14 protein-coding genes and 1 rRNA gene are annotated in these 15,480 nt (G+C 65.8%); 7 read left to right on the top strand and 8 right to left on the bottom strand.

What is annotated here, in order from left to right; translation table 11 throughout:
- Positions 1-28 precede the first annotated feature (28 nt).
- Positions 29-1,444, top strand: a complete 1,416-nt coding sequence (locus JQT59_RS26835; protein WP_213572651.1) for a neutral zinc metallopeptidase — start codon at positions 29-31, stop codon at positions 1,442-1,444.
- Between the two features lie 17 nt (positions 1,445-1,461).
- On the opposite strand, the gene JQT59_RS26840 is transcribed toward JQT59_RS26835, so the two are convergent.
- The 3 genes from JQT59_RS26840 to JQT59_RS26850 all read right to left on the bottom strand — a co-directional run bounded on the left by JQT59_RS26840 (position 1,462) and on the right by JQT59_RS26850 (position 4,129).
- A complete protein-coding gene (locus tag JQT59_RS26840) occupies positions 1,462-2,367 on the bottom strand; it encodes a tetratricopeptide repeat protein (RefSeq protein ID WP_213572652.1) in 906 nt (301 codons plus the stop codon).
- Between the two features lie 132 nt (positions 2,368-2,499).
- Positions 2,500-2,871, bottom strand: a complete 372-nt coding sequence (locus tag JQT59_RS26845; RefSeq protein ID WP_213572653.1) for a DUF3817 domain-containing protein — start codon at positions 2,869-2,871, stop codon at positions 2,500-2,502.
- A gap of 64 nt (positions 2,872-2,935) precedes the next feature.
- A complete protein-coding gene (locus JQT59_RS26850; RefSeq protein WP_213572654.1) occupies positions 2,936-4,129 on the bottom strand; it encodes an acetyl-CoA C-acetyltransferase in 1,194 nt (397 codons plus the stop codon).
- Positions 4,130-4,257: 128 nt separating this feature from the next.
- Between JQT59_RS26850 and mce the strand changes: the two genes are divergently transcribed.
- Positions 4,258-4,731 (top strand): methylmalonyl-CoA epimerase, encoded by a 474-nt coding sequence (mce, locus tag JQT59_RS26855; RefSeq protein WP_213572655.1) that lies wholly within the window; start codon positions 4,258-4,260, stop codon positions 4,729-4,731.
- Between the two features lie 113 nt (positions 4,732-4,844).
- Entirely contained in the window at positions 4,845-5,927 is a 1,083-nt protein-coding gene (locus JQT59_RS26860) for a coiled-coil domain-containing protein (RefSeq protein WP_213572656.1), read from the top strand.
- On the opposite strand, the gene JQT59_RS26865 is transcribed toward JQT59_RS26860, so the two are convergent.
- Positions 5,924-6,250 (bottom strand): Rv1322 family protein, encoded by a 327-nt coding sequence (locus tag JQT59_RS26865; RefSeq protein WP_213572657.1) that lies wholly within the window; start codon positions 6,248-6,250, stop codon positions 5,924-5,926. The two genes, JQT59_RS26860 and JQT59_RS26865, sit on opposite strands and share 4 nt — an antisense overlap.
- Before the next feature lie 16 nt (positions 6,251-6,266).
- Positions 6,267-6,941: an endonuclease NucS gene (gene nucS, locus JQT59_RS26870; protein ID WP_109328727.1), complete on the bottom strand. Its 675-nt coding sequence runs from the start codon at positions 6,939-6,941 to the stop codon at positions 6,267-6,269.
- 42 nt (positions 6,942-6,983) lie between these two features.
- On the opposite strand from nucS, the gene JQT59_RS26875 reads away from it, so the two are divergent.
- Positions 6,984-8,579: an adenylate/guanylate cyclase domain-containing protein gene (locus JQT59_RS26875; RefSeq protein ID WP_213578117.1), complete on the top strand. Its 1,596-nt coding sequence runs from the start codon at positions 6,984-6,986 to the stop codon at positions 8,577-8,579.
- Here the strand turns inward: JQT59_RS26875 and JQT59_RS26880 are convergent.
- On the bottom strand, positions 8,526-9,314 hold the full coding sequence (locus JQT59_RS26880; protein ID WP_213572658.1) for a TetR/AcrR family transcriptional regulator: 789 nt from the start codon (positions 9,312-9,314) through the stop codon (positions 8,526-8,528). The two genes, JQT59_RS26875 and JQT59_RS26880, sit on opposite strands and share 54 nt — an antisense overlap.
- 126 nt (positions 9,315-9,440) lie before the next feature.
- Here JQT59_RS26880 and JQT59_RS26885 point away from each other — a divergent pair, with 126 nt between their 5' ends.
- Together JQT59_RS26885 and JQT59_RS26890 are read left to right on the top strand one after the other, a co-directional pair.
- Positions 9,441-12,260, top strand: coding sequence for a DEAD/DEAH box helicase (locus tag JQT59_RS26885; RefSeq protein ID WP_213572659.1), 2,820 nt, complete (start codon positions 9,441-9,443; stop codon positions 12,258-12,260).
- Entirely contained in the window at positions 12,257-13,039 is a 783-nt protein-coding gene (locus JQT59_RS26890) for an SWIM zinc finger family protein (protein WP_213572660.1), read from the top strand. The genes JQT59_RS26885 and JQT59_RS26890 overlap by 4 nt, the downstream gene beginning before the upstream one ends.
- Here the strand turns inward: JQT59_RS26890 and JQT59_RS26895 are convergent.
- The gene (locus JQT59_RS26895) at positions 13,005-13,394 is read right to left on the bottom strand and encodes a UBP-type zinc finger domain-containing protein (protein WP_349307039.1); all 390 of its coding nucleotides are present in this window, start codon (positions 13,392-13,394) and stop codon (positions 13,005-13,007) included. The two genes, JQT59_RS26890 and JQT59_RS26895, sit on opposite strands and share 35 nt — an antisense overlap.
- A 125-nt stretch (positions 13,395-13,519) precedes the next feature.
- Between JQT59_RS26895 and JQT59_RS26900 the strand changes: the two genes are divergently transcribed.
- Entirely contained in the window at positions 13,520-15,136 is a 1,617-nt protein-coding gene (locus tag JQT59_RS26900; RefSeq protein WP_213572662.1) for a PucR family transcriptional regulator, read from the top strand.
- 78 nt (positions 15,137-15,214) lie between these two features.
- Here JQT59_RS26900 and rrf read toward each other — a convergent pair.
- Positions 15,215-15,331 (bottom strand): 5S ribosomal RNA (gene rrf, locus JQT59_RS26905).
- Positions 15,332-15,480: the final 149 nt, after the last annotated feature.

Genomic DNA, 15,480 nt, shown 5'->3' on the forward strand with positions numbered 1-15,480 from the left:
GACCAGACGTCGGCAGTGGGTCGTGGGTATGAGTGTGCTCGCCCTGGTCGTACTGTGCGGCTGCGCGCGATCGATCGACGGTGACGCCGCCTCCATCTACGACGATCCGTTCAAGGTCGCCGGTCTGGACGCCACGTCCGGGCCGAGTGGCGCCCGGAAGGGGGTGCCGGACGCCGACCTTCCCGTCACCGGTACCGACGGCGGCGAGATCGACACGATGGTCGCCAACGCTGTCAGCGACATCGAGTCCTACTGGCGCACCCAGTTCCCCGCTCTGTTCCATCGCGACTTCGAACCGGTCGAAGAACTGATTTCGTGGGACCCCCGGGATTCGGACGGTCCGCGGTTCTGCGGGGACGGCACCGAAGAATTGCTCAATGCCGGGTATTGCAGCACCGACCACACCATCGGCTGGGACCGCGCGCTCCTCCTACCCGAGGTCGTGGAGAAGTTCGGTGTAGTGGCCGCGGTTTTCGTCCTCGCCCACGAGTACGGGCATGCCGTTCAGACCAAGGCGGGAATCGCCGAGGTCGAGGTAGGCGGGGGCATCGTTCGCGAGCAGCAGGCCGACTGCTTCGGCGGGGCATTCATGCGGCACATCGCGGAAGACAAGTCACCCCACTTCACGTTGAACACCTCCGACGGGTTGAACAAGGTGCTGGCGTCGGCGGTCGCGATCGGCGATACCGATCCCAGCGACCCCGGCAATGTTCACGGTTCGGCGTTCGAGCGGGTCACCGCCACGCAGATCGGATTCACCGACGGCCCCGCACCCTGTACGCGCATCGACGAGAAGGAGATCGATTCTCGCCGTGCCGACCTCCCTCAGTTCTTCGCCGATGAATCCGACGACGGTGAACTACCCGTCACCGAGGAGTCGCTGGAGGCGTTCTTCACGTCGTTCCAGCAGATCTTCAATCTCAGCGATCCGCCGGAGCTGAACTTCGACGGCGCCGACCTCGGTTGCAGAGACGCGGAGGTCACCGAGCCCGTGTCGTTCTGTCCGGCGAGCAACACCATCGGCGTCAGTGTCGATGCCCTTGCCGAGCGTGGCACACCGGGCCGGCTGGGCCGGCGCGAGCTGTTCCAGACCGATCTGACCGGCGACTACAACGCATACGTTCTGCTGGCGTCGCGGTACACCCTGGCCCTGCAGAAGGACCGTGGAGACGACCTGCATTCACCGCAGACAGCTCTGCGCGCCGCCTGTTTGTCCGGCGTCATCACCACGGCGCTGAGCCCGGAAAATCCGGCCACCCTCGAGGAGGGCAGTGTGTGGCTTTCCCCCGGCGACCTCGACGAGGCAGTGTCGGGGCTGCTCACCGACGGGCTCGCCGCCAGCGATGTCAACGGCGAAACCGTCCCGAGTGGGTTCTCCCGGGTCGACGCCTTCCGCACCGGGGTGCTGGGCGGCGAGCAGGCCTGCGAGGGACGCTACCGCTGACCCGCCCCGGGCACCGGTCAGTACAGCGCGGCCGCGAGTTTCCTGCGTGCCGCCATGACCACCGGTTCGGCAGGGTCGAACAATTCGAACAGCTCGACCAGGCGGGTACGGACCCTCGTCTTGTCGTCGCCGGCGCTCCGAGCAATCACACCGATCAACCGGGCGAAAGCAGCTTCCGGGGCCTGCGAGTAGAGCTCCACGTCGGCGGCCTGCAGCTGAGCATCGATATCGTCGGGCGCCGCATCCGCCGCCGCGACGGCAGAGGGATCCACCGATTGCACGCGGGCGAGGAAACGAACCTGCCGAAGCGCACCCTGCGCTTCGGCGTTGGCGGGTTCCTCGTCGAGGATGCGCTGGAATGCGGCTTCTGCGCCGGCCAGATCGCCTTCGTCGAGGGCTGCCTCGGCAGCAACGAAGCGGGGGTCCTCCGGTTCCGGCTGGTCGGCGTCTGCACCATCCGACGGAGGGCCGCTGAGTTTTCCGGCGACTGCCTGCGCAATGGCGGCCAGCCACTGACGCAGTTGCGGTTCGGGCTGCGCACCCTGGAAGTCCGCCAGGGGCTGCCCCGCCGCGATGGCGACGACCGTCGGGACCGACTGGACCCCGAATGCCTGGGCGATGCGCGGGTTGGCGTCGACGTCGACCTTGGCAAGCACCCAGGTGCCACCCGCCTCGTGAGCCAACTTCTCGAGCAGCGGCGAGAGTTGCTTGCACGGCTCACACCAGGTGGCCCAGAGGTCGACGACGACCGGGACCTGCTGGGACCGGACGAGCACCTCGGCTTCGAAGTTGGCCTCGGTGACCTCGACGACCGGGGCGAGCCCGGAACCGGCGGCAGAGGGCGCGGCTCCGTTTCCGGAGGGTGCAGGGGGCGGGGTGGTGGCGCGCTCCTTGAGTGCTGACAGATCGACTGCGCCGGTCATGGCGGCGGCCACTGCAGAGGAACGCGCGGGAGGACGAGAACCTGGTCGAGTCACGCACCCAGTTTGTCACGATTCGTGGGCGTACCGGAAAGCGGGCAGACGACCCCGAGGGAGGCGCGACCTCCTTCGGCCTCAGACGAGCGAAGGCGTGTTCTTCGTTGCGCTCTCGTCGGACAGTTCAGCCATGCGACCGGCGCGGACGGCCCAGACCTCGAACACGACCGTGCCGAAGGGGGGAATGCTGGCAACGAGCGCCCAGAACGTGGTGAGCAGAGACCAGCTCAGCTTTCGTGCCGTCCACAGCGCGATCAAGACGTACAGGACGAATACACCCCCGTGGAGGGGGCCGAAGATCTTCACACCGATCTCGTTGCCGTCGGCGGGCAGATACTTGAAAGCCATACCGATGAGGAGGCCGAGCCAGGTGATTGCTTCCAGAATTGCGACAAATCGGAAGCGCTTGGCCGTGGTGCTGAGATCGAAGACGTTCGCCATGGCGACCATTGTGCCCGACTATCTACGACGGTCCGTAGTGGTGTGAGATACACCACCACGGCTCGTCGCCCATCTACTTCTTGGGGACGCGGACGATCAGGGCGTCACCCTGACCGCCGCCGCCGCACAGTGCGGCCACACCCACACCGCCGCCGCGGCGTTGCAGCTCGAGGGCCAGATGCAGGGTGATCCGCGCCCCGGACATGCCCAGCGGATGCCCCACAGCGATCGCGCCGCCATTGACGTTGACCTTCGCCGGATCCAGCCCCAGCTCACGGGTCGAGACGATCCCGACAGCCGCGAAGGCCTCGTTGATCTCGACGAGATCGAGATCCTTCGGGTCGATGCTCTCCTTCGCGCACGCCTTCGCGATCGCCCGGGCCGGCTGCGACTGCAACGTCGAGTCGGGTCCGGCGACCACCCCGTGTGACCCGATCTCGGCCAGCCACTCGAGACCGAGCTCCTCGGCCTTGGCCTTGCTCATCACGACCACTGCCGCCGCACCGTCGGAGATTTGCGACGCGGACCCGGCCGTGACCGTCCCGTCCTTCGCGAAGGCGGGACGCAACTTTGCCAACGTGTCGATTGTGGTGTCGGCGCGCACCCCTTCGTCAACGGCGAAGACCACCGGATCGCCCTTGCGCTGCGGGATCGACACGGGCACCACCTCGTCGTCGAACAACCCGTCCTTCCACGCCCGGGCCGCGTTCTGGTGCGACGCCGCCGCGAACGCGTCCTGATCCTCGCGGCTGACCGGGACACTGTCGGACTTGTTCCGTGCCTCCGTCAGATTTCCCATGGCCTGATCGGTGAAAATGTCGTGCAACCCGTCGAACGCCATGTGATCACGCATCGTCACATCGCCGTACTTGAACCCCTCCCGCGACTTCTCCAGCAGATGCGGCGCCCGCGACATCGACTCCTGCCCACCGGCAACGACCACCTCGAACTCCCCCGCCCGGATCAACTGATCCGCCAAAGCAATCGCATCGATCCCCGACAAACACACCTTGTTCACCGTCAACGCCGGCACATCCATCGGAATCCCCGCCGCGACCGCCGCCTGCCGCGCCGGCATCTGCCCCGCCCCCGCCGTCAGGACCTGACCCATGATCACGTACTCCACCTGATCCGGCGCCACCCCCGCCTTCTCCAGCGCACCCTTGATCGCGATCCCACCCAGATCCGAACCCGAGAAATCCTTCAACGAACCCATCAACCGACCCATCGGCGTACGGGCCCCGGCAACAATCACAGAACTGGTCACGTTTTCCTCCGCGGATCCTTCGATTTCTGTCGGCCGATCACGTCCGGGCGAACACGTCTGCGTGCACAGCACGACGGAAGTCACATCCCGACGAGAACTACAGAAACGGTAGCGCTAACGTCGAGGGCATGACACAGACCTCCCCCTCTCAGCCCCCGTCGCCGCTGTCTTCGGACCTGGTGACCGCCGTCGACCACGTCGGCATCGCCGTTCCCGACCTCGATTCGGCCATCGCGTGGTACGCGGAGCATCTCGGCATGGTGTCGACCCATGAGGAAGTGAACGAGGAGCAGGGCGTGCGTGAGGCGATGCTCAGCGTCGTCGGCGCGCCCGAGGGCAGCACCGCGCTGCAGCTGCTCGCCCCGCTGAACGAGAGCTCGACCATCGCCAAGTTCATCGACCGGAGCGGTCCCGGTCTCCAGCAGCTGGCGTACCGAGTCACCGACATCGACGCCCTCTCCGCGCAGCTCCGCGATCGCGGCGTACGCCTCTTGTACGACGCTCCCCGCCGCGGTACCGCGGACTCGCGGATCAACTTCGTCCATCCCAAGGATGCCGGCGGAGTCCTCATCGAGCTCGTGGAGCCGTCGTCAGGCCACTGAGGCGGAGCCGTCGTCAGGCCACTGAGGCTGTAGGCCCCGTGGCCTGCGCCGGAGCGGTGAAGACCAGGTAGGCCGAAAGACAAGCACGGCTTTGCCCAGGTAGATTGGCGGCCATGGTAAACGAGCAGGACCGCGGTTCGATCCCCCTTCCGTTCTCCGTGGCGCGTAAGGGCTTCGACCGGGACGAGGTACGCAACTACTTCGAGCGTTTCGATGCGGAGTTGCGCGTGACGGCGGCCGACCGGGACGCGGCGGCGGCGCAGGCACGCGATCTCGCTAAGCAGCTCGACGATGCGCGGGACGAGATCGACGAGCTCCGCAAGGACGTCGATCGCCTGTCCGTTCCCCCCACTACCGCGGAGGGTATGAGCGACCGCATCTCGCGGATGCTCCGCCTGGCGTCCGACGAAGCCTCGGAGGTGCGTGCCAAGGCCGAGGCCGATGCTGCGGAGATGATCTCGATCGCCGAGCAGGAGGCCGCTCAGCTTCGTGGCCAGTACGAGTCCCTGGTCGCCGAACTCGAGGACCGTCGTAGCGCCCTCGAGACCGAGCACACGCAAACCATGGCCAAAGCCCGCACCGAGGCGGCGCGCATCGTCGAGGCGGCGCAGGCCGAGCGTGACCGCCTCGCCGCCGAGGCCGAGCTGCGCCGGGCGCAGGTGCAGGAAGATTTCGACCTCTCCATGTCCGAGCGCAGGCAGAAGACGATTGCCGCGGTCAACGAACTCGAGGCGACCAGCAAGGCCGAAGCTCAGCGACGGCTCGCCGACGCCACGCACGAGGCGGAACGCAGGCTGCAGGCGGCCACCGACCAGTCGGAGCGCAAGATCGCCCACGCCAAGGAACTTGCCGAGGAGCTTCGCGTACTCCGCGGCCGAATCCTCGCTCAGCTGTTGGGCATTCGGGGTCAGCTCGATTCGGTTCCGGCCATGCTGGCGTCCGTCAACCGGGAGAGCGAACTACTGGACGCCCACCCCGAGACCGCCCTGCAGTCGAACGCACGCTCCAACGAGAGCAACGACTCCCGGTCTGCGCAGAAGAACGCTCCCGCGCGAAACGAGTCCACCTCAGCTCGGGTCGAGTCCGACGACAAGGCAGACGATCACTCGGATACCGACACCGCAGTCCTGTCGGCGGTCGACGAGGAATCGAACGCCGACTCGGCGGATCAGCGGACGGTCAAGACGGGCAGCTAGGACCACCGGCGCGTCAGGCCCCGGGTGCTGCGTCCCGACCAGCACCCGGTGTGCCAGTGCCGCCGGTCATCGGCCCCGCCGTATTCCGCGGGCCACGTCACGAGATGGGGTACCCCCGGCCGGATGTCGTGATCGCAGCCCGGGCACCGGTAGGTCTTGGTGGCGCGTGACCCCGGGATGGCGCGCACGACGTAGTCCTCGTCGCTGTACCCGCCGGGGCCCGATTCCCGGCGTGTCAGTGCATCGCCGAACCCTGCTTCGTCGCGGTTCGCATTGGACGCACCTCGACGCGTGGTCCTGGGTTGGGGTTTGCGACGGGGCACGGAACCAGCCTAGGTCTCAGAAAAGCCGGAACTCGGTGCTCTCGGTGCCCCGGAGCGCTTCGTAGTCGAGCACCAAGCATCGGATCCCGCGGTCCGTGGCAAGAGTTTTCGCTTGAGGCTTGATCTGTTGGGCGGCGAAGACTCCGCTCACCGGCGCGAGCAAGGGGTCCCGGTTGAGAAGTTCGAGGTACCGCGTCAACTGTTCGACTCCGTCGATGTCACCTCTGCGCTTGATCTCGACGGCGACGGACGCGCCATCGGCGTTCCGGCACAGGAGGTCGACCGGGCCGATGGCCGTCATGTATTCGCGACGCACGAGTGTGTATCCGGTGCCCAGCGTCTCGACGTGTTCGGCAAGCAGTTCCTGCAGGTGCGCTTCGACGCCGTCCTTGACGAGTCCGGGATCGACCCCGAGCTCGTGGCTGGAGTCGTGCTCGATGTCCTCGATCGTGATGCGTAGTTCCTCACCGGCCTTGTTGGTGACAACCCACAGTGCTCCGCCGTCGTCCGCGGCTCCTTCGACGAGCCAGCACGGCGGGCTCATCCAGTTGAGCGGCTTGTAGGCGCGGTCGTCGGCGTGAATGCTCACCGATCCGTCGGCCTTGATCAGCAACAGACGACGCGCAGTGGGAAGATGTGCCGTCAAGCGGCCTACGTAGTCGACTCGGCATCTGGCAATCACTAGGCGCACTCGATCACCCTAAGGGATCGCGCCGACTAGTCTCGAATGACTATGCGCCGCCCTCGCAGATCTGTCGCCCCGCTGGGGTCGTGGTTGCTCGGATCGCCGGACGAAAGCCCGCGCCGCCGCCGCGTCCGAGTCCAATTACTGCTCACCGCTCCGTTGGTGGTCACCAACCTCATCGGGGCACTGATCGCGTGTCTGCTCATCAGCGTGGTCGTCCCCGGGCCGAGCGTGTGGTCCGGTGAATTCATGCTCGCCAATTTCGTCGCGGTGCCGGTATTCGTGCTGACAGCAGTGTTGATCGGGGTGACGTGGGGCACTCGGCGGATCGTCTCCGACCTTCGATGGTCCACAGTCGACCGCGACCCCACCGAGAGCGACCGTGCGGCTGCGTTCCGGGCGCCGTGGCGGCTGACGCGAGTTCAGGCGGCCCTGTGGGGTCTGGGATGGGTGTTCTTCACCGCGCTGTACGGCATCATCAACCCGCAAACAATCCCCAAAGTGGCATTCACCGTTGCCTTTGCCGGAATAACCATCTGTGCGTTCTGCTATCTACTCACCGAATTCGCCCTGCGCCCCGTCGCAGCCCGGGCGCTGAGTTCAGGAGAACCGCGGACCCGCCGGACCCTGGGTATCACCGGTCGAACCGTGCTCGCCTGGGTCCTCGGAACCGGAGTGCCATTGCTCGGACTGATGCTCATCGCTGTGTTCAGTTTCATTCGCTACGCCAGTCCCACCAGCCTTGCGGTGTCGATCCTCGCGCTCGGTGGTGTAATCCTCTGTTTCGGCTTGCTGCTCGTCGTGATCAGCGTGCGGGCCACCGAGGCTCCGATCCGATCGGTGCAGTTAGGGATGGCCGAGGTCGCCGACGGGAAGCTGGACGCCGAGGTGATCGTGTACGACGGTACCGAACTGGGCGAGCTGCAGACCGGCTTCAATCGCATGGCCGAGGGCCTGCGCGAGCGCGAAAAGATCCGCGATCTCTTCGGACGACACGTCGGGCAGGAGGTTGCGAGCAATGCGCTTCGCCACCGGCCGGAGCTGGGCGGTGAGGAGCGGGATGTATCGGTGCTCTTCGTCGACATCATCGGATCAACCACCTTGACCGCCACCCGCTCCCCCGCGGAGGTCGTGGACTTACTCAACCGATTCTTCAATGTCGTGGTCGACGAGGTGGACCGCCGATGCGGGTTCGTCAACAAGTTCGAAGGTGATGCCGCGCTGGCCATCTTCGGTGCACCGGTCGCGCTCGACGATCATGCGGGTGCAGCACTGTCCGCCGCTCGTGCTCTGCGCGAACGGCTCGCCGCCGAGGTCCGCGAGTGCGAGGCGGGCATCGGAGTTGCGACCGGGCGCGCGGTCGCGGGCAACATCGGAGCACACGAACGATTCGAGTACACGGTGATCGGCGATCCCGTCAACGAAGCGGCGCGTCTGTCCGAGTTGGCCAAGAACGTCCCCGGACGGCTTGTGGCCTCCCAGCGTGCCACCGACGCAGCAGGCGAGGACGAACGGCGGCAGTGGACACTCACGGACAGCGTGACTCTCCGCGGTCGCGTGGAACCCACCCGGCTGGCTGTTCCCACGGCGCTACTCGAGGGAGCGTCCACCGTTTCGGATCAGGGCGCCGATTCCGTCGAGTAGGCGGGCGAGACCGAATTCGAAGGCATGGTCGGGGGCGAAGGCGGCGTTGTGGTGTTCGCCGGCCGAGGCCCCGACTCGGGCGGCAAGCGGAAAGCGGTCGGGGTCGAACACCTTCTCGAAATGCGGCGCAATGCTGCGCCACCATTCGCTGTCGGCGTCTCCCCGCGCAGCCAGTGATGCCGCTTCGGCGGCGGCCCGCGCGGCGCCTACCGCGAAACTGTCGAGCAGGGTCACCACGGAGTCCATCTCGAGGTCTGACAGTCCGAGCCCTTCGACCGCAGCCAGCTCGCGCTCGTACTTCGCCATAGCCCCGGGTCCCAGCACCGGCCGGCTGAGTGTGACGACGTTCAGCATCCACGGATGGGCGCGGAGAAGCTCGAAATAGCCGCGTGCTGCCGCGGCGAGCCGATCCCGCCACCCTGCAACCGGGTCGTCGGGGGCGGCGTGGAGAGTGGACAGCACCCGGTCGGTCATCACATCGACCAGTTCCACCTTGCCGGGAACGTGCGTGTACAGCGACATCGCCCCGGCTCCGAGCTCAGCTGCGACGCGGCGCATCGAGACAGCATCGAGTCCCTCCGCGTCGGCGAGGCCGATCGCGACGTCGACGATGCGGTCGAGGTTCAGCCCCGCCTTTCCCCGACGGGGCCGCGACACGGGCGCAGTGCCACCGCCCCACAGCAACTCCATGGTTCGAGCCGGGTCGCCGCCCTGTGGTGTCGCGATTCCAGCCATGCCGGAATCTTCCCATGACGTCTCGGGAACTCGAGGGATCACCGCGTCGTTGACGTACGACGTACCGTATGAGGCGCTGGCATGTGGGGCGATGTCGCCTGCACGTCCGCTGGGAAGGGTGAAGTTGTGACAGTAGAGCCGGCTCTCACGAGCTTCGCGGCCACGTTCGTACCCGCCGAAGTTCCGCGGAACGCACACCTTGTCTTCTGGAACGACGAACCACAGGGTGCCCCTCCCCCGAACGCGGACTCGTACACGCGCCTCGCCGTCGGCGAGCATGCGGTAGCCAGCCTTCCGACGCGGCGAGTATCCCTGCGCGACGCGCTCCCCATACTCTTGACCCTGCCGGCCGAGGCCGAGGTCCACCGGTCGGTCGCCTTCTTCGCCGCCTGCGGTCGGACCGCCGTCGCGTATCTCGCGAAGGGTTCGATTCTTCCGTCTGTGACCGCGGGCGGACAGGACGTGTGGCGACTCGGCGTCCTCGACACGGACGAGCAACGCCACCTCAGCAGCCTTGCCGCTGCCCTTCCACCCGAGGCCCGCGCGATCCCCTCGGGTGAACTGTCCGAGGACGCAAGGGCGGTCCTGCTTCCGGCTGCGTCGGAGGTGGTGCGCGGCTTTGTGACGTCCGTCCTCGATGCGCTTCCGAGGTTGTGCGCCCCCGCCGAGTCCGACGCCTTACCGTATCTGGGATGGGACACCGTCAGTGTTCCCCGACTAGGGGCCTGGACCGCCTCCCACGCGCCCACGACCGTGGCTCTGTCCCTGCGCATCGATCCGGTTCCGACCATGGGAACCGTCGATCTGGTGGACAGCGATTTCGACGCCACCCTCCAGGTGCACGGGGTGGACAGGCCCGGGATCGTCTGCGACGCCGTGGATCTCTGGCGCCATCCGAGCATGGCGGAGTCCGCATTCAAGGTCGACCCGCGGATTGCGGTGCTCGAAGCTCTCCGTCGTGCCGCGCTTCGGTGGGCACCGCTCGAGGATCTCCTGCGCTCCGAGGCGCCGGATCGAATCAGGCTCGACGACGACGACGTCGCAACACTTGCCGGTGACGCCGGCGCTCGTCTACGCGATGAAGGCATCGAGATCCACTGGCCGCGGGAGCTGATGACGCAGACATCGACCCGCATGGTTCTGGGCGATTCCGCGTTGAGTGAGGGGCCCACCGCGTTCGGTGGTGACCACGCCTTCCGGTTCGACTGGCGGGTGGCGATCGGTGACGAGGTGCTCACCAGGGAGGACATGGAGAAGCTGGTCGCTTCCGAACGCGCCGTGGTGCGACTGCGTAATCGCTACGTGGTCGCCGACTCGGCGCTCGTGCGGAAGACCCTGCAGCGGCGAACCGGCACGATGCCGATGGTCGAGGCACTACGCGCCTCGTTGACAGGGCGAACCGGCCGCGGCGAGGGAGAGTGTCGTGTCGATACCTACGGAACACTCGCCCGCACGGCCCGAGAACTCACCGACAAGATCACCTTCGACGTGCCCGTGCCGGCCGCGCTGCGCGCACAGCTGCGGGACTACCAACTTGCCGGCTTCCGATGGCTTGCCGCGCTCACCTCCCGCGGGCTGGGGGCTTGTCTGGCCGACGACATGGGACTCGGTAAGACGTTGACCCTCATAGCGCTTCACGTCCACCGTCTGCAGGAAGTCGAGACCTCGGGACCCTCCCTCGTCGTCTGCCCCGCATCCTTGTTGGGCAACTGGCGCCGTGAGATCGAACGCTTCGCCCCGGATACGGGAGTCTTCGTCCATCACGGCCCGAGACGATCAGCGCCGAGTGAGTACCTCACGGACAGCGCCGACGCGATCGTGTTGACCACGTATGCGACGATGCGGCTCGACGCCGGCGCCCTCGCCGCGACCTGGTGGGGACTCGTCGTCGCGGACGAGGCCCAGCATCTGAAGAATCGCAATGCCTCGGTCACGAGAGCTCTGCGCACTGTCCCGGGACGGGCTCGCGTAGCCCTCACCGGAACGCCGGTGGAGAACAGACTCAGCGATCTGTGGTCGATACTCGACGGTGTCACACCCGGTCTCCTCGGCACATACGCACAGTTTCGGCGGCGCTACGACAACCCGAGCGGCGGCGACGGCGTGGATCGTGCCAGCGAGCTGGCCGGCCTCATCGCACCGTTCGTCCTACGCCGAAAGAAGTCGGATCCCGGGATAGCCCCGGAGCTTCCGCCGAAAACCGAAATCGACGTCGATGTCGGGCTCACTCCAGAGCAGGCCGCGTTGTACGAAGCGCTCGTCCGGGAAGCTCTCGAACAGATTCGCAGCAGCGACGGCATGCAGCGTCGCGGCGGTATCGTGTCCCTGCTGACCGGCCTCAAACAGATCTGCAACCACCCTGCGCAGTACCTCGGGCAACAGCCCACGTCCCTGAGGGGCCGCTCCCAGAAGATCGACCTCCTCGACGACCTGGTCGACACGACTCTGTCGGAGGACGGTCGATCGCTGGTCTTCACCCACTTCACTGCGATGGGGCGACTTTTGCTGCAGCACCTGAGCTCCCGCGGTATCGAGTGCGAATTCCTCCATGGCGGCATCTCGGTAGCTGCCAGGGAGGAACTGGTGGAACGGTTTCAGAGTTGCGAGGTACCGGTCTTGATTCTGTCCCTCAAAGCCGCGGGGACCGGACTCAATCTGACGCGAGCGGATCACGTCGTCCACTTCGATCGCTGGTGGAATCCGGCCGTCGAAGACCAAGCAACCGATCGTGCCTACCGAATCGGCCAGCACCGGCCGGTGGTGGTCCATCGCTTCGTCACCGCGGGCACCATCGAGGAGCGCATTGCCGGCATGCTCGACAGCAAACGAGCGCTCGCGGACTCGGTCCTACTTCGTGGTGCCGGCGCCTTCACCGAACTGACCGACGGGGAACTCACTGAACTCGTGGCGTTGAGCCCCGACTATCATTTCGGAGGCATCCTGTGACAACGACCGCGTTGACACTTCCCCCCTTCGGGGTCCAGAGGGGCAAACGTACTCGCGGTAGGACCTGGTGGGCCCAGCAGTGGGTGGACGATCTCGAGCAATCTGCACTCGACTCTCACACGCTGAAGCAGGGACGCGCTCATGCCCGCGGCGGAATGGTCGGCCCGCTGACCTTCGCCGCCGGACTTCTTTCCGCCGACGTGCATTCCAGCGACGAGCTCCTGCACGTGCGCATTCGTGTCGATGTTCTCGACGGTGCAGAGTGGGAGCGGGTATCTGCCGCGCTCGGCTCGAGGAGTGGCCACGTCGCCCAGTTGTCCAGCGGAACGCTTCCGCGCGAACTGTACGAAGATCTCGCGGCAATCGGCATATCGCTCCTGCCTTCGATGTTCGATGCGGACGCGACATGCACGTGTGCGGAGTGGGACGCGCCTTGCCGACATGCCGCGGCGGTCCTGTACCAGGCCGCGTGGATACTCGACGACGACCCGCTGCTGGTGTTTCTGCTCCGCGGCCGCGAGGGTCGGCAACTGCTCGACTTGCGGCACGAATCGCACCAGGAGAACCTTTCGGACTCCTCGTTCGCCGCCACATCGAGGCCAACGCCGGCCGCCGACGCCGACGCTGACGTCCCCGGCCACTTGCCGACGATGCCGACTACCGAGGGGGCCGTCCCGCTGCGTCCCGGTTGGCTGGACGATGCGCCGCCCGAAGTTCACGCAGACGCCATCTGGTCGGCGATGCTCACTGCGATTTCGCGATACGGAGATCCTGTCTGACGCCGTTCGTCAGTCCCGGCACGACGCTCGGGCCCACAACCCTCGCCCCGGTCGCCGGGTACGGCGTACAGATCTTGACGTCATGCACGAAGCACCAGCGCCAGTTGTCCCCGGGATGCAGAGACTGTGCAATCGGATGCCCGCTGGTCTGTGCGTGGCGTCTGGCATGGCGCATTGGTGACGAGTCACTGCAGCCGACGTACCCACACGTCAGGCACAGCATCAGGTGTGCCCACCGGGTACCGAGTGCGAGACAGCCCTCGCACCCGTCCGACGTATGCGCGACGACGTCGCGAATCATGTTCAGATCAGGATCGTGCCAGGTATCGGATTGGATCATGTCGCCACCCCTCATCCCCAAGATTGACGCCTGCCGGCGCGCACCACATGGTCACGGCGGAACGAAAGAGTCTGACGGAAATCGGCACGAACGCACACCCTTGGGGGTTTCGACCCTGGATATCCGGGGTAGATCAAGGCATGGATCTGGAAGCATCCCCAGACCCCAGGGTGGTCGACACTCCTCGGGCATCCGACCTCTGTACCGTTCTGGCACTCACAGCGGACATGCATGACTCCGGTGATCGGGACACTGTCCTCGGCGTGATGCGGGAGGCCCTTGGTCACTTGGGACCGTTCACAGTGGAACCGGTGGCAGGAGATACCGACGGATTCTGGCGTCAGCGCATTCTGTTCGACGACCCTTCGATCGACACCATCGAGCTGATGATCCGGGCGACTCGTCCACCATCCCAGAGGGAAGTCACTCTTCTCGAACTGCTGATTCAGCACACGGTGTCTGCCCTGCGTTCCGCCTCCCGCGCCTTGCACGCAGAAGCGCAGGCAGGCAGTGTGCGAGAAGCCTCCGACGAAGTCGCGGCAGTGTCGGAGCAGCTGGCCGCAGTGTCGGAGCAGCTCGAGCGACTCCAGTCCGAAGCGAGGATCCGCGAAACGCTCGATCGGCTTTCTCTCGCGGGCGCGTCCGAAGCGGTCATCGCGGATACCCTCCATCAGCTGACCGGACTACCCGTGGGGGTCGAGGACCAATTCGGCAACCTCCGGGTCTGGGCCGGTCCCGGAAAGATGCCGCGATACCGTCGAATTGGGGGCCGGAATCGAGTCGACGTCATCCGCCGAGCCACTATGGAGGGCAAACCCCTGCGGGAGGACAACCGGATCCTGCAGATCGTGCGGCCCCGTCAAACTCTGCTGGGGATCGTGTACCTCTGCGACCCGGACCACGCGGCGACGGACTTGGACACGTTCGCGCTGGAACACGCCGCGACGGTCCTCGCCATCGAGATGGCGCACGAACGGTCGTTGGCGGAGACCGAGGCACGGTTGAGCCGCGACCTCGGGGACGATCTCCTCTCTGGAACCGACGACGACAGTGCCTACTCGCGTGCCGAAGCACTTGGCTACGACCTTCACGAACCGCAGCGCGTTCTGGTGGTCGAGTGGGATTCGGAGACGAATGCCGATACCGTGTCCGACGCCCTACACCGATACTTCGCCTCGACCGATTCCGCGGCCCTTCTCATGCACCGCAGCGACCACGGTTCTGGGGTCGTCGCCGCGATTACACAGTCGAAAACCGATGCGGTTGAAGCGTTCCGGACTGTGGAGAAGACCCTCGGGCCGGCGAGCGGAGTGATGGGTGTCGGATCAGAATGTTCGTTACCCAGTGAGATACCTCAGTCGTACAGGAACGCAGTACGAGCCCTGGAAATACGAAAGCAATCACTGTCGCCCTGGGGCGTGACTCATTTTGACGAATTGGGCGTATACCGCATCCTCGACGCGCACGCCACGACACTCGACGTCGAAAATTTCGTTCAGGAATGGCTCGGACCGCTCCTCGACTACGACCGTGACCACCACAGCACCATGACAGCCACCTTGGCCCAGTATCTGGACTGCGGTGGCAAGTACGACGAAACCGCTCGCGCTCTCCGAATTCACCGCAGTACCTTGAGATACCGCATGTCCCGTATACACGAACTCACCGATCGTGATCTCCGGAGCGTCGATACCCGATTGAACCTTCATCTCGCCACGCGGGCGTTGCAGGTACTCGCCGGCGCTACCCGACCATGAGGGTCCCGGGACCATCCATTTTTGTTGTGGAATGCCGGAAGCCCCCCAACAGGTGTTGAGGGGCTTCCGGTAACGGATGTTCGGCGGTGTCCTACTCTCCCACACCCTGTCGAGTGCAGTACCATCGGCGCTGGAGGGCTTAGCTTCCGGGTTCGGAATGGGGCCGGGCGTTTCCCCTCCGCTATGGCCGCCGTAACTCTATGAAACTGTCACACACCCTTCATCCCTTGTCCGGTTTCCCCCTGGGGCCACGCACCCGGTGGGGTGCGGAACTGTCGGGAGTTCCGTGAAGGGAATCGGGTATCTGTGTGTTGTTTCAGATACTGCACAGTGGACGCGTAGCT

The sequence above is a fragment of the Rhodococcus sp. USK13 genome (genome assembly GCF_018343855.1).
Classification (GTDB): domain Bacteria; phylum Actinomycetota; class Actinomycetes; order Mycobacteriales; family Mycobacteriaceae; genus Rhodococcus_F; species Rhodococcus_F oxybenzonivorans.

Coding starts and splice junctions, on each gene's coding strand:
- JQT59_RS26835 (WP_213572651.1), top strand. CDS start 29: ATGAGTGTGCTCGCCCTGGTCGTACTGTGCGGCTGCGCGCGATCGATC.
- JQT59_RS26840 (WP_213572652.1), bottom strand. CDS start 2,367: ATGACCGGCGCAGTCGATCTGTCAGCACTCAAGGAGCGCGCCACCACC.
- JQT59_RS26845 (WP_213572653.1), bottom strand. CDS start 2,871: ATGGTCGCCATGGCGAACGTCTTCGATCTCAGCACCACGGCCAAGCGC.
- mce (WP_213572655.1), top strand. CDS start 4,258: ATGACACAGACCTCCCCCTCTCAGCCCCCGTCGCCGCTGTCTTCGGAC.
- JQT59_RS26860 (WP_213572656.1), top strand. CDS start 4,845: ATGGTAAACGAGCAGGACCGCGGTTCGATCCCCCTTCCGTTCTCCGTG.
- JQT59_RS26875 (WP_213578117.1), top strand. CDS start 6,984: ATGCGCCGCCCTCGCAGATCTGTCGCCCCGCTGGGGTCGTGGTTGCTC.
- JQT59_RS26880 (WP_213572658.1), bottom strand. CDS start 9,314: ATGGCTGGAATCGCGACACCACAGGGCGGCGACCCGGCTCGAACCATG.
- JQT59_RS26895 (WP_349307039.1), bottom strand. CDS start 13,394: ATGAGGGGTGGCGACATGATCCAATCCGATACCTGGCACGATCCTGAT.
- JQT59_RS26900 (WP_213572662.1), top strand. CDS start 13,520: ATGGATCTGGAAGCATCCCCAGACCCCAGGGTGGTCGACACTCCTCGG.